This window comes from Paenibacillus sp. ISL-20, from assembly GCF_018613005.1.
In the GTDB taxonomy this organism is placed as follows: Bacteria; Bacillota; Bacilli; order Paenibacillales; family Paenibacillaceae; genus Paenibacillus_AQ.
In genome coordinates, this window is the sequence record NZ_JAGGRD010000034.1 from 21,556 (window position 1) to 47,819 (window position 26,264).

The following is a 26,264-nucleotide window of genomic DNA, read 5'->3' on the forward strand; positions in this document are numbered from 1 at the left end:
TTGATTAAGAGAGCCAGTAAGAGGTGAATCCATCTTCTTCTAACCTCCGTAGCATAAAGGTGATTTTCCGAGCGCTTAGAGGATGTTTAGCCTTACCTTCCTCTTCATTGTCATTCCATTTTAGATAAATTTCCGACGCGTCATCCATAAGTTCTGACACTGGCAAAGTTCTCCCTAGTGCCCCTTGCAGAAGCTTGAGGAGTACCCGCTTCACAGATAGGCTACTGCCTTGGACGCGAGGTAGGATTTTCTGAAGGAGCTGAAGATCAAAGGCCTCATCATTCGAGAGCAGCTCATGGCGCTGATTGTATATCATATAAAAACAGATCGAATCCCGAATCCGAAATCCAACATGAGAATGGATCTCTTCTAGGATGTGGTTAATCTTCACCAGCTTCTCCGTGGTCGCATGAACTAACTCCGTATACTCGGAATACACGTCAACCAGTTGCAAATACTCGCTTCGTAAGAACGAGTTATGCACAGCCAAAGGCACTCCCTCATATTGCAGTTCTAAGCTCGGATATTGCTGCAAATCAATATAATTAAACTCGATCGTATTCGCCCGATCCAGTACCTTTTTGCTAAAAGGATGCGTCGTCTCATCCATGTTCACCGTTCCAATCAGATACACATTATCTGGAATGGACAAGTCCCCATATACCGTTTGATCCTCGGGTAGCAAGGACTCCCGGTTAATTAGCTTTGAAGTAACGATCCGATCTTGTTTCCATTCCTGCGTCTCGATCACGCTGAGCACATCGCTGAAATAGTACTCTACTCGGGCCAAGTTCATTTCATCCAGACAGACAAAATAAGGCTTGTGCTGATTCTCACGCTGAGAAGCTTCAACAAGCACCTCTGCTAAGCGTCCAGCTCGGAACACTCCGGATAAGTCTTTGTATCCTAGCAAATCCGAAGGATCGCTCCAGTCTGGCCGAACGGGGATCAGTGTAAGTTGACGATTATCCCCCGTGGCACCTAATGCTTCAGCAAAAAGCTTAACGAGCTTGGTTTTGCCGGTACCCGATACCCCTGCCAGAATGACAAAAGGCTTGGTTTTTAGGGAGAGGTACAGGTTCTCGATAAGGCCATGAGGATAATGGAATCCTCGTTGGGAGATATATGATTGGATTTGCTCGATTTGTTCTGGCACAGTTAATGAACTCAAAGACGGGTTCCCCTTCTCTTCTTTCGATGGCATCTCTTCATCTACGCCTTTATTGTTAATGACATGGTCCACATACATTTTATAGTTAGAGACAACATTCTCTAGATCGGCCAGTAATCGATCGTCATCTGGAATGGCATCACGATCATAGCGGATATACGCCACCGTAGAGACTTGGTAGTCGCGGCCGAGACCGCTTCTCGAGGTAAGGTTAATGCCATCATCCTTCTGCAGACCTTCCAGTGGAAGGAGTTGACGGAGCTCACTGGCCTTCTGCTCAAGGTAGTGGTACCCTTCTTTCTTACCAAGCTCATCTTTGGGTACAGTAACCCCTTGAGCTAATGTAAGATAGACAGACTCCATATCCTCTGAAAATAAATAAACGATATATTCACCGTGCTGCGTTGTATCCGTTAACCGCTTATCCATCACCGCGATCCAAGGAATGTTGGCCCAGTTCCCCTGACCAACCGAACCCTGGATCTTATAGTTGGGATCGATAAAAGAAAGTGATCTTAACTGCTCGGGGATCGTCTGTCTGAATAGAGTTCCTAACGAATGACCTGCAAATGCTTTGTTTCTAGCTACTATGTAACTGTTCATAATTTCGGACAGTGCATTTCGAATGGAGAATACTGACTCTCCTAACTTATCGTTATAGTTATGGAGCTCGGTTAAAGCGTACTCTTTTAACTCTTGAATGACGTGGTCATCTAGTTTGTCGGCTATATCAGGACGGAATGTTACTGTTTCCTTGCCATGATCTACTTCTAAGATTGTCGAGAGCGCCTCCAACGGTGTTTTAAGCAAGCTTATGGTTTGGGATAAGGTAAAATCATCCCAGTGACTCGCCTTGCCAAGGGGAGGTGAATCTACTCTCTCACCTAGCTTACTATTCTCTTGAAAGTATGCCAAAAACCGCTCAGCAATCATGCCGAGCGGGAAATAGAGCGAATGGGTCTGTTGGTAATGTTCGATAAGTGAAAGAACTAGGACCATTTTGTAGGATTTTTGTTTGGTGCGAAATATGGATGAGAGTTGTTCTGGTAGCATTAGGACCTCCAGGGATTTAGCAAGGTTATAACTATTTTAAACGGAATTAATTCCAAACAGTGGTATAGACTAAGAGGTGCTATTGACATCATTAGTACAAATATCAAGGAAACTAATATCTTATAGTTAATATCGGTCATGAAAAAGCTTGGTTTAATCTAAACCTTAAGGGAATTAAGCTGAATTGATTGCTACTTAATACAAATCAATACCAATGCCCCTATAAATCAAAATTTGAATTATTATACGAAGCAGCCAACTATGTAAATAATGTAATGGGTATTTGATAAAGATACAGAAGTATTTTACATCCTGATGATTAAAGTATCTGCTTAATTCTGTAATCAGACTGATATTAAGCGTTGTCGTGGACATCGATTAAAAACACCCGTTCCTGGAAACCACTTCGAGATTCCACCTTCTTCTCTCTCAAGACCTCTAATTCTTCCCATGTTGCACCATGTACGACGACCAACGCCCGAATAACCTCAAGCATATCTGCAAGCTCTTCCAACGATTCTTTTGAACTTTGAGCGGCAAAGTATTCCTCAGACTCTTCCTTGAGCTTTACGACCAATTCTTTCGTATACTCTTCTTCATCCAAGATACGTGTACGAAATTCTTTACCTGTAGATTCAATTACTTGGGGAATAAGATCTCGAACTAGCTTATTGTAAACCGGCATAGTATCTCATCCTTTACATGGTTAATTTCGACCATTGTATCACACCGAAGGAAGTGTAGAGTAGATGCTCATTTCCTTACGCCCCCCCTGGATCGGTTCAATATATCGTCTCCAACCAGGATCTCGCCTCCATGTTTAACCAAATCCATTTAAATTAATAATGGTAATCCAATTTCAGGGCAATAGTCTCAACCTTTATTATATAAACACGTGAACAGGGAATTGGTCTATAAGATGAATATCATTTTCGTAATCCGGTCCTGTTCTTTCGGCATCATTAGGTTACTTGCGAGCAGTACGGATTGCTTCTTCAAATGCACTTACAGCATTCGCACCCTTTCGTCTCTATGTCTCGAATGCTTTATTCGGGGGGCCTTCTGGCACCCCGTTAATAGAGCCAGCATCTCGATAGAAAAAAGGTACCTTTTAAACTCTCTCCCTATCATTCAAGGTTAGTGTAGAAACAAAAAAGACTCAGAACCAATGGTCCGGAATTCACTTCAAATTGCCCAGTTGGATGATCATGAAGATACCTCCAGTATCTACGCATAATGATATCTTGTTTCAACATGCTTTCAATTTTTAAATGCTTATCTTTAAAAAATCGAGCGATACAACTCAGAAGGATTGGATGCTACTCTACCCGATAGGTGAATCAGCACATCGTCCACGCGGTTCAGAAGCTTCTCAAGCTGCGAGGCATTCATGTGTTGAAAAATTGAAGCATCATTACAGCCGACCACAAAATTAAGAGTATGGATAAACATTACCTTATCCAAATCCGGAGTGGAATTCTGTCCCGTTAGCTGGATGATATCCTGAAGCGAAAAGTAAGATGGAGAAAACATGCAATTATTCTCCTTCATATACAATGCCTTGAGCATGCATCCTAAAGCGCGATCACTAAACAAGATACATACATGAGCAGAGGTCGGATGCATCAACCGGGCTGCTGAGTTCATATAGATCTGTACGTAATGCTGCATCTTAATCATTAATTTGGAATGAATAGAGTATTCCTGAATTTTTAACAGCCTATCTTTGCTATCTCTGCATTCATCGATGGAGGTTAAATGATTCACATACGTCAGCTCCTAATCCGTTATTGGGGATACCCCAGCTGCGACTGAATTCTTTTATGGTCTTTCCAAAATTGCAGATGCAAAAAAAATATTTCTAGCTCAGTTGATCAAAAAGAGTAAACATATAGAAATAAATACTCACTTAGGATGCATAAATAAATACAAACTACATACAATATTACCGTATAGTAGTAATTTATTCAAATAACTTATTATCTATGTATTATTACGAATCAAAACATTCCCTACACTTCTATTAAAGAGAGGTGTAAAGATGCCTGATGTCTTAAAATTAGTCGGAGCACGTATAAAGGATCTTCGTAAATTAAGAGGATTATCTCAAGAAGCATTAGCAGAAAAGGCTGGCTTCAATATAAGTTATATAGGATTTATTGAACGAGCCGAGCGTAATGTTTCCATGAAGAATCTGGCGAAGATTGCTAGTGCATTAGATGTTGGAGTGTATGAGCTTTTTACATATTTGAAAGAACAGGAAGAACTGTCAGAGGAATCGGGTATGAAAGACATTATCTCTTTACTAAGAGAACGAGATCCGAAAGATATTGAGATGGTCCGAAATATACTAAATGAAATTTTTAGGCGGATTGATGGAAATAGTTAAAAAAAGCTGATCGGAGTCCGATCAGCTTTTTTAGAGGTTAGAGCATAGGATGAACATGCACTGTATGCGGGAGCATGTGGGAGTTGGTTGGGTTCTGTGTTAGTTGGTTAAAACCCTTGATTTATAAGGGTTTTAACCAATGTGTACTGTCCCTTTTGTTTGAGTTTGATTGCTTGTTGACGATGTTCGTCAACAAGTTCTAGTCATCTTACGAAAAGGGTTAATCCTGATCTAATCGCTGCCAGTCTGGTATGCACCGTTTCCTGCAATGAATCGAAGTGTCCAAACTGTAGTACGGGTTTTCGGACTTCGGCTTGATTTCCTGTTCCCTCGAATTTCCGTTGATAATCCAGGGTTCGTGATCATAGATGTGATCACAGGGATCTGGAACGACACAAATAAACTCGCTATATTACTGAGGCAAGACAACTTCCTTTAGCAATTCGAATGCACTTTCCTCTGTCGGATCATTCGTTCCCAGTTCACCACGAAAAGCGCGGGCAAGAATTGCTTTTCTCATAAGATCGATCTGATCAATTACATCAACAAGCCCATTAATTTGGTTTTCCTTTTCAATCAAATTGTCTAATATTCTAACAATTTCTTGTTGCTCTAGAAGGGGAGGAACAATGAAATCCAACTCTCGAACTCGTTGACAATTTAGAGCCTGTGGGCCTGTTCCGTTACCTCTGCTCCGATTGTTCTGGTATTCTTTCTGTAACCAATACCATAGAAATCTAGACGATACAAATCCATGTTCAATCACAATCGCCGCGACATTCTGATTAGTGGTAGCTGGTATTTCCAAAATTGCACTTTGCCCTCTTGTTTTCCCCTCACCGATCATAGCGATCAATACTGAACCTACGGGAAGCAGTTTTACTGAAGAGTTGTCATAACCTAATTGCGTTATTTTTTCTTTAGTTAAATTGATTACGTTGTTTCTTACTTCTCCTGAACTAACCCAAGAAATATCTCCATTCCAATACTCCTCAGATTGCCTAGATGGTGTACTACCATTAGTCACTGTACCAATTGCTCCAATAGTGCAGTTGTACCAATTGGCAATATTCGAGGGTTCTGCTACTGCTTGGGCTTCAAGAATCAGATCTTTATTTTTTTTAGAGAGCTTGTTTGCGAATAATGCTATGTCTGGTAACACTGTATTAACTAAATGCTGATGATCCTCCCGCCATTTCGCGGTGAGCTCTCCTGTAAAAGCTTTGTGTAGGATAGCGGCTTTACGTGTTTCAAAGCTAACTAAAGCATTTTGTGCCAATTCCTTTGCCTGATCAAGCTTAGCAAACAGGCTTTCAATACGATCGACAATGCGTTGTTGTTCAGCGAGAGGAGGGAGTGGTATAAGCATTCTAACGACGGTCGATGTATTTAGTTCGATTTGATTTGTCGTACCTGTTGCTCTGTTTTCAATCCCATCTTGAACTCGTGGGCTACATAGGTAAAAGTAAGCATAATTGTTGTTAATCTTACTTATCCTTACTATAGTTACATGCGAATCTGCTACTACTCTGTTGAACTCACTTAGTTCATTGTTATAAATATTCAATCGGCCAATCGTGCCTGTTCCTGTGGAATTCCAAAGTATATCCCCTACTTGAATAAATCTTTCATCACCGTATGTGTTAATGGACTCAGGATTGATGAATTTTACAACACTACTATCAAATCCATCCCACTGAATGCATTTTTGTGAGATGACAGGGTACTGTTGATCTTCTGAGTATTTAGGACTCTTACCTCTTTGTATATAATCCGAAAGAATGCCCAATCTTGTCCAAACCCAATTTCCAGGCACTTCATACGGCTGCTCATCCTCGGGCACCAACGCCTGTTCCAATAGCTCTTCTGCCGATAAACTCTGCTTCTTTCCCCTAGCCATTAGCGACTAACCTCCAATGACTTCAGTTCCTTCACTACGCTCATAATCAAGTCGACTGCCTCTTCAAGCTGCGCTACAACTTCTTCTCCACTTTCAATCGGATCTGGAAGATCGTTGTAATCAAGCACACTTTCATCCCGAATAAGCCCTAAATCAAGACTGTTGTTCTTCTCACGAATTTGCTCGCGGGAGAACACATTCCAACGCTCATCCTGTACCTGTCGACGGTCTTCCGATGTATATGCCGCTATAAATGCATCAAAATGCTCTGCCTTGAGCGGATTTGTTTTGCCAAATGAAGGCATGTTGGTGCGCAAATCATAAAACCATACATCTTTCGTGTTGTCCTTGTCGGACTTGCCACGCGTAAAGAAAAGCACATTGGTCTTAACGCCCTGTGCGTAGAAGATACCAGTAGGCAGACGTAGGATCGTATGCACGTTACACTTGTCCATCAAGTCATTACGGATGGAAGCGCCGTCCCCATCTGCAAACAGGACGTTATCTGGAAGGACGACAGCTGCACGTGCTTCATTGTTTGCTCTCAAGCTGCGGTAGATGTGCTGCAAGAAGTTCAACTGCTTATTGGACGTAGGATAAGTGAAGTCGTCACGTGTCGCACGCTCGCCGCCTTTTTTCGTACCGAATGGTGGATTTGTTAGCACGACATCAAAATCTTTCATCGCCTTACCTTGATTAGACAATGTATCACCTAGCTTGATTGGTCCTTCAATATCATGCAACATTGCATTCATCAAAGCCAAGCGATGGGTTTCATGTACAAGCTCAGAGCCAGAAAAAGCCTGTTTACGCTGGAATTCCTGCAATTCAGGCGATAGCGCAAACAGATCATCCGTCTGATCCTTAACATAGCTGTCCGCTGCGATCATAAAGCCGAATGTACCGCAAGCAGGGTCATTGCAACGCTCGCCTGGCTTCGGATCAGCAAGCTTTGTCATCACATCGATTAGGACACGAGGGGTGAAGTACTGGCCTGCACCAGACTTCTTCTCGTTTGCATTTTTCTCGAGCAAGCCCTCGTACAGGTTGCCTAGCCCTTCTTCTTTGGCCGAATACCAATCGAGTGCGTCTATCGAAGTAATGAGTTTCTCAAGGTTCTTGGGCTCATCGATGTTAGATGATGCTCCTGCATAAATTTCACGCACTCGCCCTGTGGTATCCTCACCTAAGTGGTTGAGCAGCTCCTTGTAGAACTTCTTAAGATCGATGCCCTTTGGCTTAAGCAGCATATCCCAACGATATTGCTCTGGGATTTCTTTTTCCGTTTCGGTTTCTTTTGCCATCTTCAAGAACAAGATATAGGTAAGCTCCGTTACATACTGATGATACGTAATACCGTCATCTCGGAGGACGTTACATAGATTCCATAATTTTGATACGATCTCTTGGTTGTTCACGCTGACTGTCCCCTGTCTTCAAATAAATACTGATTAATGTCTGTAATAATGGTGTCTAGCTTATCACGAAAGACTTTATTAATGCGATTGTAGCCGCCTTGATTCTTAAAAGCGCCCGTATTAAATAGATCACGATCCAGAATTGGCTCATGTAACAATACCGTTTCAATTCGCCCTAGCCAATCCAGCTCCATCTTATTAAAGGAATGCTTCTCCTTCAGCTTAGCAATCGCATGTTTCGTGCGCTCTGCTCGGCTGACGAGTACAGATCCTAGCGCTTCCTTGCGAATAAAGCTAATGATGTCCGCTGTTATGTCCTCATTAGACAGTTGCTTCCATGCAGTATTCAGCTGTTGTTCTGTAAACCCTTCGCGATCCAGCTCCAATCGCAAACTCTTTAAGCTTTCCCGCGTAAGGTCACTAGGCTTTGTACAAACCACTTGGAGAGCGGCGATTTTGTTCATGTTGTTCGTAATGAATGTTTTGAACTCATCCAAATAGTCTTTCGGCTTCAAGCCTTTACCATAACCACGTTCATGAGAGACGAGTTCATCTTCTTTATCCGAAATCACTATGGCTCTTGGCTTCCCTCTGCCGCCTTCATTCATGATATCAAAGACTTTCCGATGTTCAAGAACATAGGCTTTTGCTTCTTCTGCAGGCATATGTTTGACTTTCTCGATGAACTGATCTGGTGTGTCACCTTGTACAATGTCTCGGAAATGGGCCATGGTATCTTTGGTCATGTTCCGCTTCTTGCGATGCAGCTTCGCAACAATGAGATCAATTTGATTTTGCAGTTGCTTCTCAGTTGGCAACTCTTCTAATCCATCCAACAAATCATCAAATGATGTAGAAGGCTGAACAACCACTTGTTTCATCGTATTAACATCCTCAAGGGATTCATATACACCAACCGGATCATAGATTTCAAAATGCGTCTTGCCGATCTCGGGGCTTAGACGTGTTGCACGACCCATCATCTGTTCAAAGAGAATACGTGACTTGACCCGCCGCATAAAGGCAAGAGTAGTAATCTTAGGTACATCGATGCCTGTCGTTAACAGATCGACGGTAACAACAATATTGGGATAGCGTTCATTTTTGAATCGTTTGATCGCTTCCTGGACTTTCTTAGGGTTACCTCCGCCAATACTGCCTGTAATCTTCATGACCGCATCATTGTCTACACCGTATGGCTCGTAAATTTCTTTAAGCAGCTTCACGATGACATCGGCGTGACTATCATCCACGGCAAAGATCAGCGTCTTCGCATCGCCCTCTGGATTAATATCCTGAGCAATCTCGGTCAATACGGTGCGATTAAAGTTCTCTGTGATGACTTGGCGGTTAAACTTCTCCACATCGAATTTTAACTCATCATCCAGCTCGCCACTATTTGTAATTTCTCCCGTTACAGGATCGTAAATCGGGACAACTTCACCTTTCTGATAGGTGATTCCCTCTTTACTTAGCTTGGTGACAATCGTATGCGGCGCATCATGATCGACAAGGTAACCTTCTACCACTGCTCGACGATAGGTGTAATTGAACACTGGCTGCCCAAAAATCTGTGTCGTTTGAATGGCAGGCGTAGCCGTTAAGCCAATTTTAACCGCATTAAAGTAATCGATGACAGCGCTATACTTACTCATATAATCTTCCTGATTACGATATAGCAGCTCGTCGTCGCTCATGTCCTTGTCTAAGATATAGCCGCGGTGCGCTTCGTCTACAATAATAAGGTCATAGTCAGAAACAGCAGGAATGATTTCACCCTCATTGTAGAGTACGCGCTTAACCAAGCTTTGTACTGTGGCGACATGCACTTTGGTCTCTTTATCAATGTCTTTGTCGCTGAGCTCCTTGATGTTGTAGATGTTATCTAGTGTCATGAGTTCTTCAATTTTAACTTCTTTGAACACATCCTGCGCCTGTTCACCAAGCGAAGTGCGATCAACGAGGAACAAGATACGCTGGAAACGGCCAGATTTCAAGAAACGATACAACATCCCCAATATCGTTCTCGTTTTCCCTGTGCCCGTAGCCATCGATAGTAGTACTTTATCCTGTCCATTGATAATGGCTTGTTCTGTGGCTTCAATCGCTTCAATCTGGTATTCGCGAAGGTTGAGGCCATCTGGGTCCCTCAACAAATCATAAGGTGTTGCGCCCAGGGCTTGATCAGCTGTATCCGTATCTTTGTTCAACAACTCAACAATGCCTTCGGGACTCATCCAGCCTTGAAGGGCTTTGGAGATGTTCGATTGTTTACGCACATCGAGGAACCAGATCCCCGATTTTGTCTCAAGCTGCTTCAAGTACTTCCGACCATTCGTTGCAAATACAAAAGGTACTTTATATTTATTCCAATTACCCACCTGATAAGTAGCATGTTCTTCACTTACGGATTGTGCATATTCCTTGCATTGGTTGTCAATTACGGATGGGATGTCGGTGTATTGACGCTTCGCTTCAATAATGCCGACCATTTGAAGCCCCACGAATAAAGCGTAATCGGCATAACCAGATTTACCGCTGGAATTGCGTGTCGGCCATTCAGCAATTGCAAGGTTACGGCCTTTTTGTGGTCGAGTGCCTTTCGAATATCGCAAATGAACCGTATCTGCTTCCCATCCAACCTTACGTAGCTGCTCGTCGATAATGTACCTTGTTTGCGCCTCGGAAAGTTGAAGTTGTTGGGCTGCACGGCTGCCTCTTGAGGTACGCTCCTCAATCGTCATAGTCTGGGCCACTTTAGCTTGTTCAGCAAGCTTCGTTAGTTCTTCAATCCTAGCTTCTTTCTCACGAAGGATCGCTTCATAATCAACCTTAGCTTGAGACTTTTCAAGAGGCAACACAAACCGTTGGGGACTATACTGCCAGTCTCCATAAGTTTGCATGAACCAAATGCTTAGCTCATGGGCCATGCCCATTAGAACTTTACATTGTTCAAGCGAATCATAGTTCGCATGCACTGCTTTATTCCGAGTCATACGCAAGCTGTATAAGATATCATCAATTTCCCGTGGTAGCAGTCCTTGGCCCTTCAGTAGCTTAATACGATTGGCGTGCGTGTTGTCGTAGCTTGGAGGTTGGATGCCATCAAACTGCATCATGAGGTTGACGATTGTTTCGCCCAGTAATCCTAATTTGATCAAGCAAGAATTAGGGTCCGAATAAAGATATTCTTCTGCTGTTGCGCCAATTTGACCAAGTACAGGAAAGTTGCTTTCTAAGAATGCAAAATTAGACTCCATTCTTCTCCTCCTTTGATAAGTTGCATTTATCTATGTCCGCATATAACTAGCTAGAACGCTATATGTCTTAAGCACTACTCCTATTTCGCTATAAAGACGACATGTTCCTTCATTCCAGTTTGGACAATTACGCAACAAAGCAGAAGAGCACTACTTGAGTTGCCTAGATCCGTTGTTAGTCGACACTGATTAAATATAGCTGTTTAGCCTCTTTAATTGCCCTAACTTAGTCCGAATCAATAGATCACATAGATACCCATTCTGTAAGTTCTTCATAGTCCTCCAAACTACCTACGCGTCGCAAGTAGTCATGCCCTCCATCAACACCAACTTTACCACAAGAACAAAAAGTAATATCATGAGTAGTCTTTGATTCAATTATAGCAAGGCAGCTTTTACAACGCACGGCATTGCGGATGATTCTTTTCTTCGTCATATGACTTCTCCTTCAAATAAATAGGTCAGTTCCTCTATGAAAATAAAAGAGATTCCTTGAAGTAGCTCTGTCTACTCAAAGGAATCGCCTATGTCCGTTACGGACCTAATATCTATGATTCTGCAAATGCTCATTACAAGCTTGAATAATTTCCATATTAGTCCATTATGTTAAAATCGTCAATGAGCACTCTTCTTGATATACCCTTACTTTGTTTTTCTCTTTTTCAATGGAACAATGGAATCAAACTTATTTGCAGCTTCCCGGTCGGCCGACTGAAGAGCATGGCCATATACATTCATTGTCGTAGTGATGCTGGCATGCTCAAGCCTCTCGGAAATGATTTTCGCATGGACGCCTTGATTTATTAATAATGTCGCAGAAGTATGTCTTAAATCATGAAACCGGATGTAGCGAAGGCCATTCTTTTTCAAAAAGTTACGAAACCACAGATAAGGTGTCTCCGGGTAATATGCATTACCTTCAGAATTTGAGAATACAAAGAAATGCTCTCCTCCCTTCCAAGCATCACCTAACGTTAATCTTTTTTTGCGAGAGTATAAGTAGTATTCTTTCAAATTCGCAATGATCGAGTCCAGTAGAGATATTTTTCTTTTAGACTTTTTGGTCTTTGGTTCAGTTATTATTCTTTCTCCGTTCTCTGATAGCGAGATACTTTGCTTAACCTCAATAATTCCAGTATCTAAATTAATATGTTTCCATTCCAGCCCAACTAGCTCTCCTCGTCGAAGGCCAGTTGTTATGGCTAGCAAAATTAACATCTGCCAATGAAACGGTTCTTAGCCGCACTCGGTTCAAGCAGACCCGCTTTCAGCTTCTCCGATACTTCTTGTTCGTACTGCTCATACAATAACTCTAACTCTTTGATAAAGTCCGGAGATGCCTTCATTAGGTTAGCCCCTTGGGAATTAATAAACCTATTATACTGCTCTGGAAGCATTTGCATAAGTAATTGGAGATATGTGATTCAGCAGTTGTGATTGAACTATGTGACTGAAGTTTGTGATTAAAGAATACCTTCAAATTGTCTGAGTGACAGTAACATATCCGTTATAAAAGAAATAGCTGCCGATTTTCGCGGCAGCTTAAGAACCCCTTTATGCAACGGTAAAAATCTGATAAAAGCCAAAGCAACATAAAACCGTCAGTAATTTTTACTGTCGGTTCATGTAACGTTTATCTTACTATTTGACATTGGATTCGGTATCCTCTGTGCGGAATTTAAATTGATAGTTAATCCACTCTTCTATCATTGTCTTTGACTTAAAGAACATGTTAGCTATCTCAAGCAAGTCTGAAAACATAATGTCATCGGCTCGAATTAGGTGAGTACGAACAGAAGCATCGGTTATTCTTTTACCAGAAGCCAAAGTTGAATTCATTCGTTCCTGTATGCTCTCACCTCTGTATATATTAACCGCAAGATCAAGATGATTAAGCCTTACCTTTTCAAATGGAGTATCGTAAGAATCAATCGCATCCAAGTGGATCATTCGACCAACTAACATTCCATCTTCAATTGCTTCTTCTGAGAGTTCCTCAAATGACATGCTGAAATGCTTGCCATTTCCTTCGCTTTTCATGGTAGCTACTATTTGTAGCTTTCTAATCCCTTTCGAATATTCAGACCATTGTAAATGTTCCCACTCATTGCCTATTTCTGTGTGCATCGGTAGAAATAGCTCGGTGCCCTCATGTTGATCTGAATGAATTATTAAGCGCTCTATCCAATGAGGATTAGGCGGTTGAAGAAATTCTTCTTCTAACGGCATTTGTGGCATTTTCTTGGAAATATAGTGAGGGTCAAGTCTTATATGTAAATGTTCCTTTCCATATTTGTGCATAAGATAGAATGGAACTGTTGAATCAAGGTAACTATCTATATAAAGGACAGAATCTTTATACTTGAAAGCTTTGTACTTCGGCATATTAGGCAGAGGATTGAAATTTACAGCATCCAATCTAATTAATTCATAATCAAAATTACCATTTGCTTTTTTACGAATCTTCTGAAAAAGTTCTGGGTATTTTCTAAAAATGGGCTGTTCAGGGTTATACTTTTCAAATGCAAGCAACTGATAATGAATTCGACTTGCATGTGATATTTCGATGACCATACAGATAAGAGCATCTACGTTATCATCTGTCTGGAGTGAAAAGTAATTGTCCTTAATAAAGTAATATAATCCAGTATTAGCGTCATCCTTTGTTAAAAACTGTTTCCTTATCGATGCCAAATGCTGTATACCATCCGGATCTTTTTGCAACTCTTCTTGGAGATATTCAGCAGCAGAAAAAAGATCAAATCTCATGATTTCAGCAATTCTTTGAATACTTTGATCGTAAAAAGTTAATTCATCCATAGCTAATCCCTCAATTCTCAATCCTATCAAATTAATCAACCATTAGCCGAAATTCACAAAGCATCTGATTTAATACTTTCCCTGTTTTCAAACGGTTAACGACTTGCTCCTGTTGACGTTGAGTGTTGGCTTCAATCCAAGACCACTCACCATCTAATGCTGACAATCTTCTTAGAAAATCGTCTTTATGATGATGAACATATCCAAGAAACGTATCTTTCTCCAGCAGATCCTCAAATAACAGAACAACCTCGAAAAACCTCCGCCTCGCAGACCCCTGTTCTTGATTATCTTCATTAAAGAGAAACTCATTTATCTTGTAGGCAGGACTGTCTTTCGTAAAATACTTTAGAGCATAATCAGCGTGAATCCTGTATTGACCAAAATATAGAAACTCCCATTCAGGTGTAGGCGTAGTATATCTTCCTCCATCCAGAATCACTATCTGTTTTCCGTATAATTGTGTTCCGAAATATTTGATATTCAACATTTGATACAATGTTGACGAATTGGTCATTGCATATGCATAGAACTCGGGTATTAGCTTACGTCCTTCATTATCATCCTCTAATATGACGGTAAACTCGGGATTATAAATGTTGTAATAGACATACTCATCACTTTCCCATTCCTCTTTGTTCTCAAGCCGTTTTATGATCTGCTCGAATGGGGAACGGGTCAACAAGAAGCGCTTTTTCCACAGGTACTCAATATTGTTGATGTCGGCGCTCTTATCAATGTCGGTATTGGTGTCACTAACTCGAGTGTAGATATGGTTAGCGCGGACCCTTCTTCCAACGTTAGGGAAATCCTCTGTCAGAAAATATGGTGTATCGGTACTGTTCTTGATGATCAAGACATCGATTTCATGTCTGGTCAGCCGCAATGTACGAATCTCGACTCGCGGGCGGATGCCAGAGACAAACTTCTTAGATTTTAAGAAATCGATCATCTGCTGCTGATTTCTGCGGTTTCCATCATTCTCGACCCCTACCACATCGAAGGTCTTGTCAGCGATTCCGAAGATAATATAAGCGTCTCGATCAACTCGATTGTTTGCCATGCAAATGATGTCATGGAGCAAATTAGCATCATTACTATGGTGCTGTTGCTTGAAGTCCCAGTAGTCATCTTCACGTTCGGATAAGATTAATGCTTTAATTTCATCTTCTAAGTCTATACCTCGCAAAACGTCACCTTCTCTATGAACTGTTTATTACATCTCACAATATTCCTTCTATTTTACCATCTATTATTGCGAAAGAACCATCAGTATATCGTCTGCTGGTTCTTTCGACTGTATTACTTATCTGTTCGAACGCCCTTGAACCTCCCACCAGATGATTTCTGATCCATAATGCGTCCCGTATCTGTATCACGTTTAGCCCAGTTCCCGTTTGGTGACTGGAATTGAGTACGATCCTTTACTGCACCTTTGCGATAACCGTTTCCTGTGTTCTTCGCCATATTAAAAAACCTCCTACAATTTTATAATTATTTGTTTTATTAAGAAGCGACTCCCCTGCCACAGAGCCGCGTAGTTGAATATAAACTTGGCTTCTATTCCGCTTTGTCAGCCTTCTCTTTTTTCTTTTTGTCGAGATAGACTTGCTGCTGCTCGTCAGTTACTTCAAAGCAAGCTACCTAAAGAGTTAGTATCCATGTCAAAATAAAAGGCTGCCAATTTCCGCGGCAGCTTCTGAACCTCTAAACGACCTGATTTAGGTATTTTAGAAAATCATCTGTTATAGGCTCTGCAAAACAGTTATCTTTAAGAAAAACTTCCTTTGTTCCAGATACAGTACTATTGGGCTTTGGGATTCTAACTTTTCTTGTATCTTTTGGATCAAGGAAATTTAGGAATCCTTCCCTATTTCTGATTTTCCAAACTGCTACTGGATTCAAGTGTTGGTCTAAATAAACAAAGTAAAGCTCTTGCCACTCCGACCCTATTGGAGTTGAAGAACGCTTTTCCGAATAATAAGAAGTCGTCTTTACCTCAGCGATAATTTTAACATCATCATCGTTGTGATATTCAATGTCCTGACTGGTCGAACTGTTCTTCGCAAATTTGGGTTTGGTTTTCGATACTCTGTACTTGTTATTTAAGTAACGTAGTATGAAAGCTTCTCCAAGCACCCCCGTAATCTGATCTCCCACAGGGACATGATACAATTCATTGTCCTTACAATGCTTCTGTATTGTATGGAACATGGAATATATAACTGCGTATAATTCCTTGATTTCAATAAACTCTTCATAGGTCAGATCTTTAGGATTAGCGATCAACCGCTTAAGCAAAGTTTTCTTCCTTAACTCTAATTGTTCAGTTAGCTCCTTATGACCTAATGACATTGATTGCTTCCCTTCTCGAACGAATTATTACCTTCACGTCAAACAGACAAACCTATCTTTAAGATTCCTCATTCATCTTTTCAACCTTGTCGGCTAGTTCAAAAATATTTTGTATGCCCGCGCGGTTCAATTCGTAGCTCAAAGTGTTCAGATCATGTCTCTTCAAATGGAACTCCTTATCAATTACCTTTCTGAGGAACGTAATCAAGAACTCTTCCTCACCGTACTTAACAATCGATTTGATAAAGTCATCACTAAACCAAATCTTCTCCAGAACTTCATAAAAAGCGTCATCGCTTGAAAGCATATACTCCTGAAATACCTTAAGGCTCTTCGACACCTTGTTAAATTTATTCGAAATCAATGTTCCAGCAGATCGGGAAGGATACGAGCCGCCAGCTGCTTTATAAATTGAGCAGATCAGCTCGACATGGTCGTCGTGAATTAGGTGGTCGAGAAGTGTTTCATCCCATTCCAACAACAAGTCGATACCCGCATTTTGATCGTTAAAATATGAGCTTTTAATTATCTCAAGAATCCTGAGGAAACAAAGCCTGTGCAAATCGCTGTCAATGAATTCACTTGAAGTTACAAGGAATGCTTTAAGCTTTGCGCTGTTCGAAGTGGACTCATTACCGTTAAGAATGAATGTGAGCTGAGAAATTTCATTTATTAGTCTCTCCGCATTTACATTCACCGCAAGGTCTAATCCCCTATATAAATTCGATGCAAAGTAAAGCAACTCTAACGCTTCCTGCTCAGAAGGATGTATTGAATCATCGTGAGCTAAAACATTTCGAACCCCCATCATAGCTCCCGAAAATAACCACATTGCCCCTAGCTGTGGATCATCACCTCCAGCTACCTTTAATACTGGAGTATCCTTTGAGAACGACTTTTGCATAAGAGCTGAACCATCTTGGTTAAGCTTGCTCTTACGCTGGACATCTTTATTGAGGGCTACATAAGTGTCAAGGACAGCCGAACGGTAATGCCCATCTTGGAAAAGCCTTTCTGCTTTTGCCAAGACTTTCGGGTGTAGCTCCGCCAGCTTACTGGGTTGAGCTACGGGAGTCGGCGGCTCTTCTATAACTGATGCATTTGGCTCTGGCGATCGTGCTTCTGGTGCTGCTTGACCTCTTAACAGCGAATAACCTTTTTCTGTTACCGTGAGCTGTGTCGGGAACTTTACCTCACCGGAAACTAAGCCTTCTTTGACCAATGTTCGCATCATCATCAGACTGGGCTGCTCTTCATTTACTTCAGGGAAGAATACAACGTAGTCTTTGTGATCAATCGCCACCGCATCACCCCAATATTTCGAAAGCCCCTGAAGGTTCTGCAGGGCTTTCAGTTTACGTTCTGGTACGGACGGGAATTGATCAACGACTTGTTGAACCGAATACCCCTCCGAGCCTTTGGGATCACCGATGAATAATGTAGCTACCGGCTCATTATTGATCGTACGGTATCTGGTAAATGCCGATACTTTCATCAACTGTGGTAGAAGTTTACGCTCAGCGGGCAAATCCTCCAAGCACTCTCGAGTGATCTGGAAGTTACCGCAACTTAGGCAGTTTATCAGGTAAACTTCTGACCTGTCTCTAATTTGTACTGCTTCGTTGCCGCAAAGCGGACAATTAATCTTCGATGTCATATCGATCACTCCATACATTGAAATCACATGCATTGTCATATGTAAATATTCACCAGAGGCGGTTTAAGGTCCTGCTCCAAAAACACGAATCGGCAAGAAACCTCTTCGAAAAAATAAAATACGGCTACCCTTGTAAGGATAACCGCATCCATTGATTAATATCTTCACTTCTCATAAATCGGTAGCAGCGCAACATGCTAGTTCCCCATAATCTTAATTCGTTGAAGCGCTGAATTTACTTGTCCTAAAATTCCTTTAACTTCATCTGTAATATTACAACGAAAGAGCCCATTGACTATAGAAATAAACTCCAAATTAATTCTTCTATAGTCATATCCAGTTTGAACCACATCATTTAGTTCGTTTAAAACATATAACCAAAACTCTTTACTAAGAAATTGACTTCTCAAATCAAGCAAATCTTTTTTGTCTCCCACAGATTCATATATTTTCTCATAGTATGGGTTCACAAGCCAATAAGCAACTTGGATAGGACGATATTTTTCAATAGAATCATAATTTGAAACCATTTTGTCACCTATCATATCATTTAACAATGCCCCAAAACAGGGATGCTCAGACTTAATCATCTGAGTGTAGTATTTTTGATATCCATTTATAAATCGGTACATTTTTTCTGTTTCACTTTTCCTAGAAAGCATGTAAACCAGCATACTCATATCTAAAATTACTTCTGTAGCAAATATCTCTGCCTGCATTTTATCTTTAAAGATGTTCTTGTAACTACCATGAGCCACTTTATTCCTAATAATATTGTTGAAGTAAAACATAAAATATTCTACGGCTTCTGGATAAATATCACTATTTACATCTTGTAAGTATTTAATTTTCTCTCGTAAAACAGCGCCTGCATATACCTCTAGCTTTGTAAATCGTCTAAAGATTGTTGCATCCCTTAAGAAGTCTGCAAACATACCTTCTATTTGAATTGGCGCAATATTGCCAAAAATCTCAAATTCCTCTGCATTATATAGTTCTACACATTTTGTCAATATATCCTTTCGATCTCGTAGGCATATACTCTCGGCTAACATATTTGTTAAATCATCTACTATTAGATAATCGGATACGAACTTCCTTAAAGAAGATAAATACGCCTCCTGGTCGTTCTCTCTATGGAATTGCAAATCATCTACCCTTGGAATATTGCTTAAATACGCCTTGTATTGCTCAATCCTAGCTTCCTCATTGAACGTATACTGTGATGTATATAATTTTTTTCGCGCCATCTCAGTGGCAGTGTAAAATTTCACTTTAAAAAATAGCGCATACGGTCTGTCTATATCATCCTCGGTTATTTCTACTATATCTTTATATGATGAAAAAGAAACATCCGCTCCAAAAATATCATTTTTTGACAGTTTGAGAGTTTCTTCTTTTATGGCTAACTCAATACTATTTGTATTATGAATATCGCAGAACTCCATCAGTGTAGTTGTCATATATTGTACAACGAACTCTATCATTTCTTTTCTTGTTCTTAATACATTACATTCGTTACCGTACTCATATAGCCTTAACTCATCACTGCTTAAATCCCTCAAAAGTGAGTAATTTGGTGGAGCATTCTTTAAAGAGTCACTATCATCCTTAAGCCTCCGAAGTTTATTATTTATATCTGCTGTTGCGGTACTCGCTTTCTGAAGGACTATGTTATATTTCTGAACAAAAATATCGTTGTATTTTCCCTTCACTTCAATAAATGTCTCGCTTGGTAATTTTTCTATGCCAATAATTTTGCAAAGACTTTTATAATAGTCTTTCAAATTTTCAAACGCCAAATCTTTATGGACTTTAAATCTAATTACAGTTTGAAGTAATATATCTGTTGCATCGTTGACCTGTGACAATGCTTTTTTATAATAGAATTCGCCTAATTCTTCTAATGTGGCCTTAGTGAATAATTCTTCATCAATACAATTTGCCAATTCATCTGTTATGTACTTATTCAAATTGTCGCAAATTACTTTTCTCTCACTGTCCATTCAATCACCTGCAATTCTTAATTGTATATACAGAATATATAGTCTAAAATAACATTTCCTCTTAATGATAATAGATAAAATAGGAAAGTCAAAGCGACCAATTGATCCAGCTATTTTATTTATCGTTCAAACAACTGTATCCCCTTGAGGATCATTGCCAACTCTTTTGATCCCTACTTAGATCAAGACCGAGCTATTTCTTAAGACTTTCGTTTATGATTACAAATTATGGAGTATAATTGGAAGGATGAATTTGTGGGTGAATAAGATAATTAGACAAACTCGCTATCCTTAGATATAACGATAACAATATTTTTTTGGGGGTTGTTATATGAATGAAGAGATAAGAGAGATGTTCTCCTTCTTTGAACATAAATATGACGCTTGTGTACTTCCTTTGAATTGGGAGGGAGTGAAATATCTCGGCTCAAAACAAGATCAAACTTGCCGTTTCTGTCAAAGAAGCAGACCAGAAGTTACTTTCAAGAAGAAAGCTCATGCAATCCCTGAAATGCTAGGTAACAGACGTTTATTAAATCATTACGAATGTGATAGCTGCAATCAATTTTTCTCCGATATGGAGAACCATCTTGGCAGTTATACTTCCTTCTGGCGGGCTGTTTCTCAGGTTAGAGGAAAGCGCGGAACCCCAAAGTATAAGAAGGATCTCGAAATCCAATCAGTTGATGGTCAACTACGAATTGGTGACTACATCGACAGCCCATCCATCATCAACAATGATGAAAATAACGAGATCATCCTCCCTGGGATAAGAGATCCATACATTCCGGTTGCAGTATATAAATGTTTCGTAAAAATGGCTCTCACCTTAATGCCGGAATCCGAGATACAGCATTTCAGAAAAACTATTGAATGGATAATGGAACCCGATCACTTGAAAATGAAATGTCCGTTTGGTTTGTTAACTTTTGTACAATTTACTCCTGGCTTCAAAGTTTACCGTTATCCCTGTAATTGGCTATTTCTTCGGAAGGAAACCGCGGAACCAACCACTCCTTATTCAATCTATGCAGTTTGCTTCAGTAGTCTTATGTTTCAAATTACCATTCCACACTGCGAGTGTGATGATAATTTTCTTGCTTACTTAAATAAAGGTGGTCAAGCGAAAATCGCAGCTTTGCCGTCCCCATATTATGAGAATCATCCTCTTGGACCAAGTCAAATTCGAGTAAAAGATTTATCCGGAACAGATTGGGTTCGAGGAGAAAAAGAATACATCTCGATTTCATACGATCTCAAAGAGGAAATACTCTCAAACCAAAGAAATAATCCTGAGGAACCATAATGATTTTCACCTTGACATCATAGTCTCACTGCTAGGTTAAGCCTATAAATAGCCTGTGGTACGAGTGATTTAAGTGGGTCAAGAATGATTTACTGTATTTTGCTTGAATGCTTTCAGATAAGGCTTGTAAGCATTATAGATAGCTAGAAATAAAATTCCAACGAAGATATTTGGACCTGTAAAGCCGGACAGAAGTTAGCTTTTTACCGTAAAAGCAAAGAGAAAATGGGAAGTGACTATGAAATTGAGTACGAACACTATCGTAGTACGAGTTGTGAAGGCTATACATTAAAACTGCTTGTACAAAAGCCGTAGGTATCAGAGAAGTGAAAGCAAGTCTGAAGTACATGCGTTTGAGGAGAAAGGCTAGGGAAAAGCTATGAAGTGAAGAAGGACATGTGCATTATGATCAGCGAATGATTGAACCTGAAAGTGTGTTTGGGCAAATAAATAATAATCGGGGATTCGGACGCTTACTGCTTCGTGGCTTGCCAAATGTAAGCCTGGAGGTTGGGTGGCTTTCGTTTACTCATAATCTATTAAAGAAAGCGGTTGTGGATCGAAATAGAGAAATGGCGGCACAGGGATCTCCCTAACGCCGCCATTTCTTCAATTTTTACCGTGATTTGATCTAGGTGATATGTCAGTAGTGTGTGCAGACATCCTTTTGAGACAGCCCCTTCAAGATGAAGGCGAGGAGAGTCGAACCCCTTCCAGACCAATTACAATCACGATTTATGAAGTTGTCATCCCCAATACGAGCTATTATTTTCGTCAACAATCAGTCAACTCTATTAATTTCAAGCTTCTGTTTCACACTACAATTCCATCTGTAATACTCCCTAAATCCGCTCCACTACTACAATCTCAGCCTTCTGTACCAACCCACACCAACAAAGCCACCGATTCGACATGCACCGTATGCGGAAACATATCAACCGGCGTAACCTCCACCGTCCGATACCCGCCATCCTCCAGCACCCTCAAATCCCTTGCCAGTGTGGATGGATTACAGCTCACGTATACCACGCGCTCCGGCTTCATCTCAAGAATCGTCTCTAGCAGGCGCGGATCGCACCCTTTACGCGGAGGATCGACCACGATGACGTCCGCCTCAATCCCCTGCTCTTTCCAGCGTGGAATCACATCCTCAGAAGCGCCGACTTCAAAATCTACATACTTCATACCATTGAGCTCGGCATTCGCACGGGCATCCTCGATCGCTTCCTTCACGATCTCGACCCCATACACCTTCTTGGCATGCTGTGCCAAGAACAGAGATATCGTCCCGATGCCGCAATAGGCATCGATCACGGTCTCTTCCCCGGTTAATCCGGCATACTCCACCGTTTTACCGTACAGTACTTCGGTCTGAGCTGGGTTCACTTGGTAGAAGGAACGTGCAGAAATCGCAAACTTCACATCGCCGATATAGTCATGGATGACCTCACGACCCCACAGGACGCGGGTCACATCCCCAAAAATAACATTCGTCTTACGCGTATTGATATTCTGGCATACGCTAACGACGGCCGGCAGCTCCTCGCGAATCGTCGCGATCCACTCGTTCACGCGTGGAATCCGCTCGCCGTTCGTCACGAGCACAATCATCATTTCACGGGTAGCAAAACCGATCTTCACCACCACATGGCGAAGGAGGCCTTGGCCTGTCTCTTCATTGTACGCGGTAATGCCTAGCTTCCGTCCAATAGTTTTGACGCGTCTGACGACTTCGTCGTTCTGTTCATGCTGGATGAGGCACGTCTCCATGTCCACAATCCGGTGGCTGCCACGGGCGTAAAACCCGCCGACCAGGCCGCCTTCTGTTACCCCGATGGGCACCTGGGACTTGTTGCGGTAGCGCCAAGGCTCGCTCATGCCGAGTGTCGGACGAACGAGGATCCCCTCTTGATCTGAATTGTCTTGTCCGTCGTCCACACGCGTCTCTCCAGCACCTTCCGCCTCTCGCACCACCCGCAGCTTCCCGATCCGCTCCAGGTTGTCCACCACCAGCTGGCGCTTCCACTCCAGCTGTCCGGCATAACTCATATGCTGCAGCTGGCAGCCGCCGCATTGGTCGTAGATCGGGCACGGGGCCGCGATGCGGTTCGGGCTCTGCTCGACCAGCTCCAGCAGCTTGGCGTAGCCATACTGCTTCTTGGTCTTGAGCACCTTCACTCGGGCCTTCTCGCCCGGCAGGGCGCCCTGAACGAACAGGGTGTAGCCGTCCGCACGGCCAACCCCTTCCCCGTCATGGTTCATTCCTATAATATCGATCACGACCTCGTCGTTCTTGGCCACCGGCAGGTCCAGGAGGGCCGCCGAAGCCGCCGGCTTGCCGCTGCGGCGCGTGTCGCTTCCCTTGCGGTTCTTCTTCATGATGTGCTGTTCACTTCTTTCCGTTCAACTTGTCCCTTACCACTCTATATTCCCAATCGGTACACCATCCATAATCAAAGCGGATGATCTTCCGTTAACCTTCATTCGCTTAAACAACAAAAAGCTCCCCCAAGGGAGCTTAGCGCACAAGCTCACGTCCATCATTATACGGGAGCCTCGTATGTTATTCAATCCATCCAGCCTGCAAATCCAATCATTTACTTACAAGAGCCTGAAGTCTAAGCGGCGATCCTCAGCCTGTTCCATCTCGATCAATGGCCCATCGCCCCAATCGCCTATCCATCGCTAATGCGGTCAGTCCCCGCTGAGCACTCAGCAGCAACCATCACGCCTTACGCGCGTTCCATGCCTACCGCCTCTCTACCAGCCAAACATCTCAGCCAAAAATCCGCAAATGCTGCGGCAGGACGCGGAACGTGCCCGGCAGGACGCCGCCGAACTCGCCGTCCAGGTTCAGCTGAACCGGTCCCGGAGAGACGACCTCCATATAGTCGGTGCGGAAATGCACGACCCGCTTGTCGTTGATGTGCTCGCCGCGCAGAGCCATCGTAGCCACGCGTACGAACTCTGCCAGATTGCACTTGCGCAGGGCAATGACGTCGAACAAGCCGTCGTCGATGCTCGCGCCCGGCGCGATTTTGTCAAAGCCGCCAACCGAGTTGCTGTTGGCAATGAGGAACACCATGAATTCGTCATGGATCGCCGGATGACCGCTGGCGTTGATGATGAGCTCCTGCGGCGCGAGGCTGACCATTTTCTCGATCCCCTTCAAATAATACGCCAGCTGCCCGATCATCGTCTTCAGCTTGCTGGGCACCTCATATGTGAGCTCGGTCAGCGTACCGCCGCCCGCAATATTGATGAAGTAACGATCATTCGCTTTGCCCACGTCAATCGGACGCGTCTCGCCCCGAATCACCAGGTCGCAGTACTCCTCCCAGTTCTTCGAGATGCCGAGCGCCCGCGCAAAATCATTTGTGGTTCCCATCGGGAAAATACCCAGCGGCGGAAGGTTATCCCTGCCGGCCATCCCGTTGATGACCTCATTGAGCGTACCGTCTCCGCCAGCTGCGATCACAAGATCGTATCCGCGTTCGACGGCATCCGCCGCTTCACGGGTCGCATCCCCCTCTCCGGTTGTTGCATGACAGGAGGTTTCGATGCCAGCACTGTCCAGACGGTTCAATATATCAGCAAGCCGACGCTTCATTTCCTCCCGGCCGGAGGTTGGATTATAGATTAACCTTGCATTTCTCATTAACGATACGCCACCTACTTATGATTTCAAGGATAGAAGAAGAAGTTTAGCCTGCGACTCCATCCACTGCGGCAGCAGCGGATGCGGAAGCAAGGTTCTGCCTGAATATCGGCATTCCAGCCCCTCGAGACGATCAGGTATCACCTTCTCCGTAAAATACCCCTCACTTAAAAAAAGCGGAGCTACGATCACATCGCAGCCGCGCTCCATCCATGCTGTCACCTTGTCCCGAACATCGCCGGGACTGAGTAAGGCATAATCTGCGCTTGTTCCGCTTACCTCGCTAACTCGCTGTGCCAAAGAGTTAATACCCTTTTCCCAGCGGCTGCGAAACAGATCATGCCGGCTGCCGTGTCCGACGAGAAGAATAACCTCCTTAGCCGGGTTAACGGACAGCTCTCTAACCTTATCCCATACCATGGCCGCCATCTCGGGTTCGTCGTCCATCGGTGTACCAAAATGAACTCGGGACTGAACCCGAAACGGCGCCAGGTCCGTCTCCATGTCCGGAACGGCCTTCGCTCCTATAGCATAAGCTATTTCGTCGACATGTGTGCTGCCGGACGAGACAAATAGAGGAATGACCAGAATGTCGGTGACACCCTGATCTTCCAAGGCCGTGATGCCGTCCTGAATCAGACGGCCCTCTACCAATTCCAGGTACGAAGATACGACCGGTATATCCATATGAGAGGCCAGCTTCTGGACGGCTTCGTCCACAAGCGACACCCATTTCTGTTCACGTGAACCATGACTAATAACCAGCACACCCGGCTTCGTCATAAGTTTAACGTCCTAAACGCTCCAGCGTCATTTTATAACCGTCATTGCCGTAGTTCAGGCAACGCTTCACACGCGAAATCGTTGCGGTGCTGGCTCCCGTTTCTGCTTCAATCTGGTTGTATGTGCATCCCTTGCCCAGCATGCGCGCCACTTCCAGCCGCTGCGACAAGGACTGAATTTCGTTAACGGTGCAGAGATCATCGAAGAATACATAGCACTCTTCCACACTGCCCAGGGTTAATATCGCTTCGAATAATTGATCGATGCTTTTATCATTTAGCTTCTTTAATTGCACTGGATGATCATCCCCTATTGTTACTGTGTATAACACTCGCACTCCCATTGTACCCGAGCGGATATAGTATTTTCAAGCATTAACGATTTCACGCACTACAGGACAACCATTCCCCAGGGGCAGCATCCCTTATACACGCTCACATTTCCCATCTCCAGTGCTCGCCAAAATCTTCCTGGGCTATCGCCCGATT

General features: G+C 42.7%; 21 protein-coding genes and 1 pseudogene. 3 read left to right on the forward strand and 19 right to left on the reverse strand.

Going from position 1 to position 26,264, the window contains the following annotated elements; genetic code table 11:
* Nucleotides 1–4 precede the first annotated feature (4 nt).
* The 3 genes from J7E85_RS19720 to J7E85_RS19730 all read right to left on the reverse strand — a co-directional run bounded on the left by J7E85_RS19720 (nucleotide 5) and on the right by J7E85_RS19730 (nucleotide 3,991).
* Nucleotides 5–2,224, reverse strand: a complete 2,220-nt coding sequence (locus J7E85_RS19720) for an MrcB family domain-containing protein (RefSeq protein WP_215160677.1) — start codon at nucleotides 2,222–2,224, stop codon at nucleotides 5–7.
* Between the two features lie 355 nt (nucleotides 2,225–2,579).
* Nucleotides 2,580–2,909: a nucleoside triphosphate pyrophosphohydrolase gene (locus J7E85_RS19725; protein WP_215160679.1), complete on the reverse strand. Its 330-nt coding sequence runs from the start codon at nucleotides 2,907–2,909 to the stop codon at nucleotides 2,580–2,582.
* A 596-nt stretch (nucleotides 2,910–3,505) separates the two neighbouring features.
* Nucleotides 3,506–3,991: a hypothetical protein gene (locus J7E85_RS19730; RefSeq protein WP_215160681.1), complete on the reverse strand. Its 486-nt coding sequence runs from the start codon at nucleotides 3,989–3,991 to the stop codon at nucleotides 3,506–3,508.
* Nucleotides 3,992–4,265: 274 nt separating this feature from the next.
* Between J7E85_RS19730 and J7E85_RS19735 the strand changes: the two genes are divergently transcribed.
* On the forward strand, nucleotides 4,266–4,613 hold the full coding sequence (locus tag J7E85_RS19735; RefSeq protein ID WP_215160683.1) for a helix-turn-helix domain-containing protein: 348 nt from the start codon (nucleotides 4,266–4,268) through the stop codon (nucleotides 4,611–4,613).
* A gap of 412 nt (nucleotides 4,614–5,025) precedes the next feature.
* On the opposite strand, the gene J7E85_RS19740 is transcribed toward J7E85_RS19735, so the two are convergent.
* From J7E85_RS19740 to J7E85_RS19790, 12 genes are all read right to left on the reverse strand, one after another.
* Nucleotides 5,026–6,513, reverse strand: coding sequence for a restriction endonuclease subunit S (locus J7E85_RS19740; RefSeq protein ID WP_215160685.1), 1,488 nt, complete (start codon nucleotides 6,511–6,513; stop codon nucleotides 5,026–5,028).
* Nucleotides 6,513–7,931 (reverse strand): class I SAM-dependent DNA methyltransferase, encoded by a 1,419-nt coding sequence (locus J7E85_RS19745; RefSeq protein ID WP_215160687.1) that lies wholly within the window; start codon nucleotides 7,929–7,931, stop codon nucleotides 6,513–6,515. Before J7E85_RS19745 ends, J7E85_RS19740 begins: the two co-directional genes overlap by 1 nt.
* A complete protein-coding gene (hsdR, locus tag J7E85_RS19750; RefSeq protein ID WP_215160689.1) occupies nucleotides 7,928–11,191 on the reverse strand; it encodes a type I restriction-modification system endonuclease in 3,264 nt (1,087 codons plus the stop codon). Before hsdR ends, J7E85_RS19745 begins: the two co-directional genes overlap by 4 nt.
* 244 nt (nucleotides 11,192–11,435) lie before the next feature.
* Nucleotides 11,436–11,627 (reverse strand): DUF7695 domain-containing protein, encoded by a 192-nt coding sequence (locus J7E85_RS19755; RefSeq protein ID WP_215160691.1) that lies wholly within the window; start codon nucleotides 11,625–11,627, stop codon nucleotides 11,436–11,438.
* Between the two features lie 206 nt (nucleotides 11,628–11,833).
* Nucleotides 11,834–12,409 (reverse strand): site-specific integrase, encoded by a 576-nt coding sequence (locus tag J7E85_RS19760; RefSeq protein ID WP_251035864.1) that lies wholly within the window; start codon nucleotides 12,407–12,409, stop codon nucleotides 11,834–11,836.
* Nucleotides 12,403–12,537: a hypothetical protein gene (locus tag J7E85_RS34615; RefSeq protein ID WP_285228833.1), complete on the reverse strand. Its 135-nt coding sequence runs from the start codon at nucleotides 12,535–12,537 to the stop codon at nucleotides 12,403–12,405. The genes J7E85_RS19760 and J7E85_RS34615 overlap by 7 nt, the downstream gene beginning before the upstream one ends.
* A 295-nt stretch (nucleotides 12,538–12,832) precedes the next feature.
* The gene (locus J7E85_RS19765; protein ID WP_215160693.1) at nucleotides 12,833–14,050 is read right to left on the reverse strand and encodes a hypothetical protein; all 1,218 of its coding nucleotides are present in this window, start codon (nucleotides 14,048–14,050) and stop codon (nucleotides 12,833–12,835) included.
* Nucleotides 14,043–15,200, reverse strand: coding sequence for an ATP-binding protein (locus J7E85_RS19770; protein WP_215160695.1), 1,158 nt, complete (start codon nucleotides 15,198–15,200; stop codon nucleotides 14,043–14,045). Before J7E85_RS19770 ends, J7E85_RS19765 begins: the two co-directional genes overlap by 8 nt.
* 113 nt (nucleotides 15,201–15,313) lie before the next feature.
* The gene (locus J7E85_RS19775) at nucleotides 15,314–15,478 is read right to left on the reverse strand and encodes a hypothetical protein (RefSeq protein WP_215160697.1); all 165 of its coding nucleotides are present in this window, start codon (nucleotides 15,476–15,478) and stop codon (nucleotides 15,314–15,316) included.
* Nucleotides 15,479–15,718: 240 nt separating this feature from the next.
* Nucleotides 15,719–16,366: a hypothetical protein gene (locus J7E85_RS19780; protein WP_215160699.1), complete on the reverse strand. Its 648-nt coding sequence runs from the start codon at nucleotides 16,364–16,366 to the stop codon at nucleotides 15,719–15,721.
* A gap of 58 nt (nucleotides 16,367–16,424) precedes the next feature.
* Nucleotides 16,425–17,861, reverse strand: coding sequence for a TIGR02391 family protein (locus J7E85_RS19785; RefSeq protein ID WP_215160701.1), 1,437 nt, complete (start codon nucleotides 17,859–17,861; stop codon nucleotides 16,425–16,427).
* A 359-nt stretch (nucleotides 17,862–18,220) separates the two neighbouring features.
* Nucleotides 18,221–20,029: a hypothetical protein gene (locus J7E85_RS19790; protein ID WP_215160703.1), complete on the reverse strand. Its 1,809-nt coding sequence runs from the start codon at nucleotides 20,027–20,029 to the stop codon at nucleotides 18,221–18,223.
* Between the two features lie 331 nt (nucleotides 20,030–20,360).
* On the opposite strand from J7E85_RS19790, the gene J7E85_RS19795 reads away from it, so the two are divergent.
* Entirely contained in the window at nucleotides 20,361–21,335 is a 975-nt protein-coding gene (locus J7E85_RS19795) for an HNH endonuclease (protein WP_215160705.1), read from the forward strand.
* A 153-nt stretch (nucleotides 21,336–21,488) separates the two neighbouring features.
* Nucleotides 21,489–21,931: pseudogene (locus J7E85_RS35155) on the forward strand (transposase); the annotation flags it as partial.
* A gap of 271 nt (nucleotides 21,932–22,202) precedes the next feature.
* On the opposite strand, the gene rlmD reads toward J7E85_RS35155, so the two are convergent.
* The 4 genes from rlmD to J7E85_RS19820 form a co-directional block, all read right to left on the reverse strand.
* Nucleotides 22,203–23,714: a 23S rRNA (uracil(1939)-C(5))-methyltransferase RlmD gene (rlmD, locus tag J7E85_RS19805; protein ID WP_215160709.1), complete on the reverse strand. Its 1,512-nt coding sequence runs from the start codon at nucleotides 23,712–23,714 to the stop codon at nucleotides 22,203–22,205.
* 397 nt (nucleotides 23,715–24,111) lie between these two features.
* A complete protein-coding gene (locus J7E85_RS19810) occupies nucleotides 24,112–24,993 on the reverse strand; it encodes a diacylglycerol kinase (protein WP_098742048.1) in 882 nt (293 codons plus the stop codon).
* Between the two features lie 18 nt (nucleotides 24,994–25,011).
* Complete coding sequence (locus tag J7E85_RS19815) at nucleotides 25,012–25,776, reverse strand: sirohydrochlorin chelatase (protein ID WP_215160711.1); 765 nt, start codon at nucleotides 25,774–25,776, stop codon at nucleotides 25,012–25,014.
* Nucleotides 25,777–25,780: 4 nt separating this feature from the next.
* The gene (locus tag J7E85_RS19820) at nucleotides 25,781–26,071 is read right to left on the reverse strand and encodes a YerC/YecD family TrpR-related protein (protein ID WP_053489879.1); all 291 of its coding nucleotides are present in this window, start codon (nucleotides 26,069–26,071) and stop codon (nucleotides 25,781–25,783) included.
* Nucleotides 26,072–26,264 lie beyond the last annotated feature (193 nt).

What these genes read in the sequence shown, in the direction of transcription:
- J7E85_RS19720 (WP_215160677.1), bottom strand. Translation starts at nt 2,224, where the DNA reads ATGCTACCAGAACAACTCTCATCCATATTTCGCACCAAACAAAAATCC.
- J7E85_RS19780 (WP_215160699.1), bottom strand. Translation starts at nt 16,366, where the DNA reads ATGTCATTAGGTCATAAGGAGCTAACTGAACAATTAGAGTTAAGGAAG.
- hsdR (WP_215160689.1), bottom strand. Translation starts at nt 11,191, where the DNA reads ATGGAGTCTAATTTTGCATTCTTAGAAAGCAACTTTCCTGTACTTGGT.
- J7E85_RS19810 (WP_098742048.1), bottom strand. Translation starts at nt 24,993, where the DNA reads ATGAGAAATGCAAGGTTAATCTATAATCCAACCTCCGGCCGGGAGGAA.
- J7E85_RS34615 (WP_285228833.1), bottom strand. Translation starts at nt 12,537, where the DNA reads ATGAAGGCATCTCCGGACTTTATCAAAGAGTTAGAGTTATTGTATGAG.
- J7E85_RS19815 (WP_215160711.1), bottom strand. Translation starts at nt 25,776, where the DNA reads ATGACGAAGCCGGGTGTGCTGGTTATTAGTCATGGTTCACGTGAACAG.
- J7E85_RS19775 (WP_215160697.1), bottom strand. Translation starts at nt 15,478, where the DNA reads ATGGCGAAGAACACAGGAAACGGTTATCGCAAAGGTGCAGTAAAGGAT.
- J7E85_RS19760 (WP_251035864.1), bottom strand. Translation starts at nt 12,409, where the DNA reads ATGTTAATTTTGCTAGCCATAACAACTGGCCTTCGACGAGGAGAGCTA.
- J7E85_RS19735 (WP_215160683.1), top strand. Translation starts at nt 4,266, where the DNA reads ATGCCTGATGTCTTAAAATTAGTCGGAGCACGTATAAAGGATCTTCGT.
- J7E85_RS19790 (WP_215160703.1), bottom strand. Translation starts at nt 20,029, where the DNA reads ATGGACAGTGAGAGAAAAGTAATTTGCGACAATTTGAATAAGTACATA.
- J7E85_RS19755 (WP_215160691.1), bottom strand. Translation starts at nt 11,627, where the DNA reads ATGACGAAGAAAAGAATCATCCGCAATGCCGTGCGTTGTAAAAGCTGC.
- J7E85_RS19795 (WP_215160705.1), top strand. Translation starts at nt 20,361, where the DNA reads ATGAATGAAGAGATAAGAGAGATGTTCTCCTTCTTTGAACATAAATAT.
- J7E85_RS19740 (WP_215160685.1), bottom strand. Translation starts at nt 6,513, where the DNA reads ATGGCTAGGGGAAAGAAGCAGAGTTTATCGGCAGAAGAGCTATTGGAA.
- J7E85_RS19785 (WP_215160701.1), bottom strand. Translation starts at nt 17,861, where the DNA reads ATGAAAGTATCGGCATTTACCAGATACCGTACGATCAATAATGAGCCG.
- rlmD (WP_215160709.1), bottom strand. Translation starts at nt 23,714, where the DNA reads ATGAAGAAGAACCGCAAGGGAAGCGACACGCGCCGCAGCGGCAAGCCG.
- J7E85_RS19725 (WP_215160679.1), bottom strand. Translation starts at nt 2,909, where the DNA reads ATGCCGGTTTACAATAAGCTAGTTCGAGATCTTATTCCCCAAGTAATT.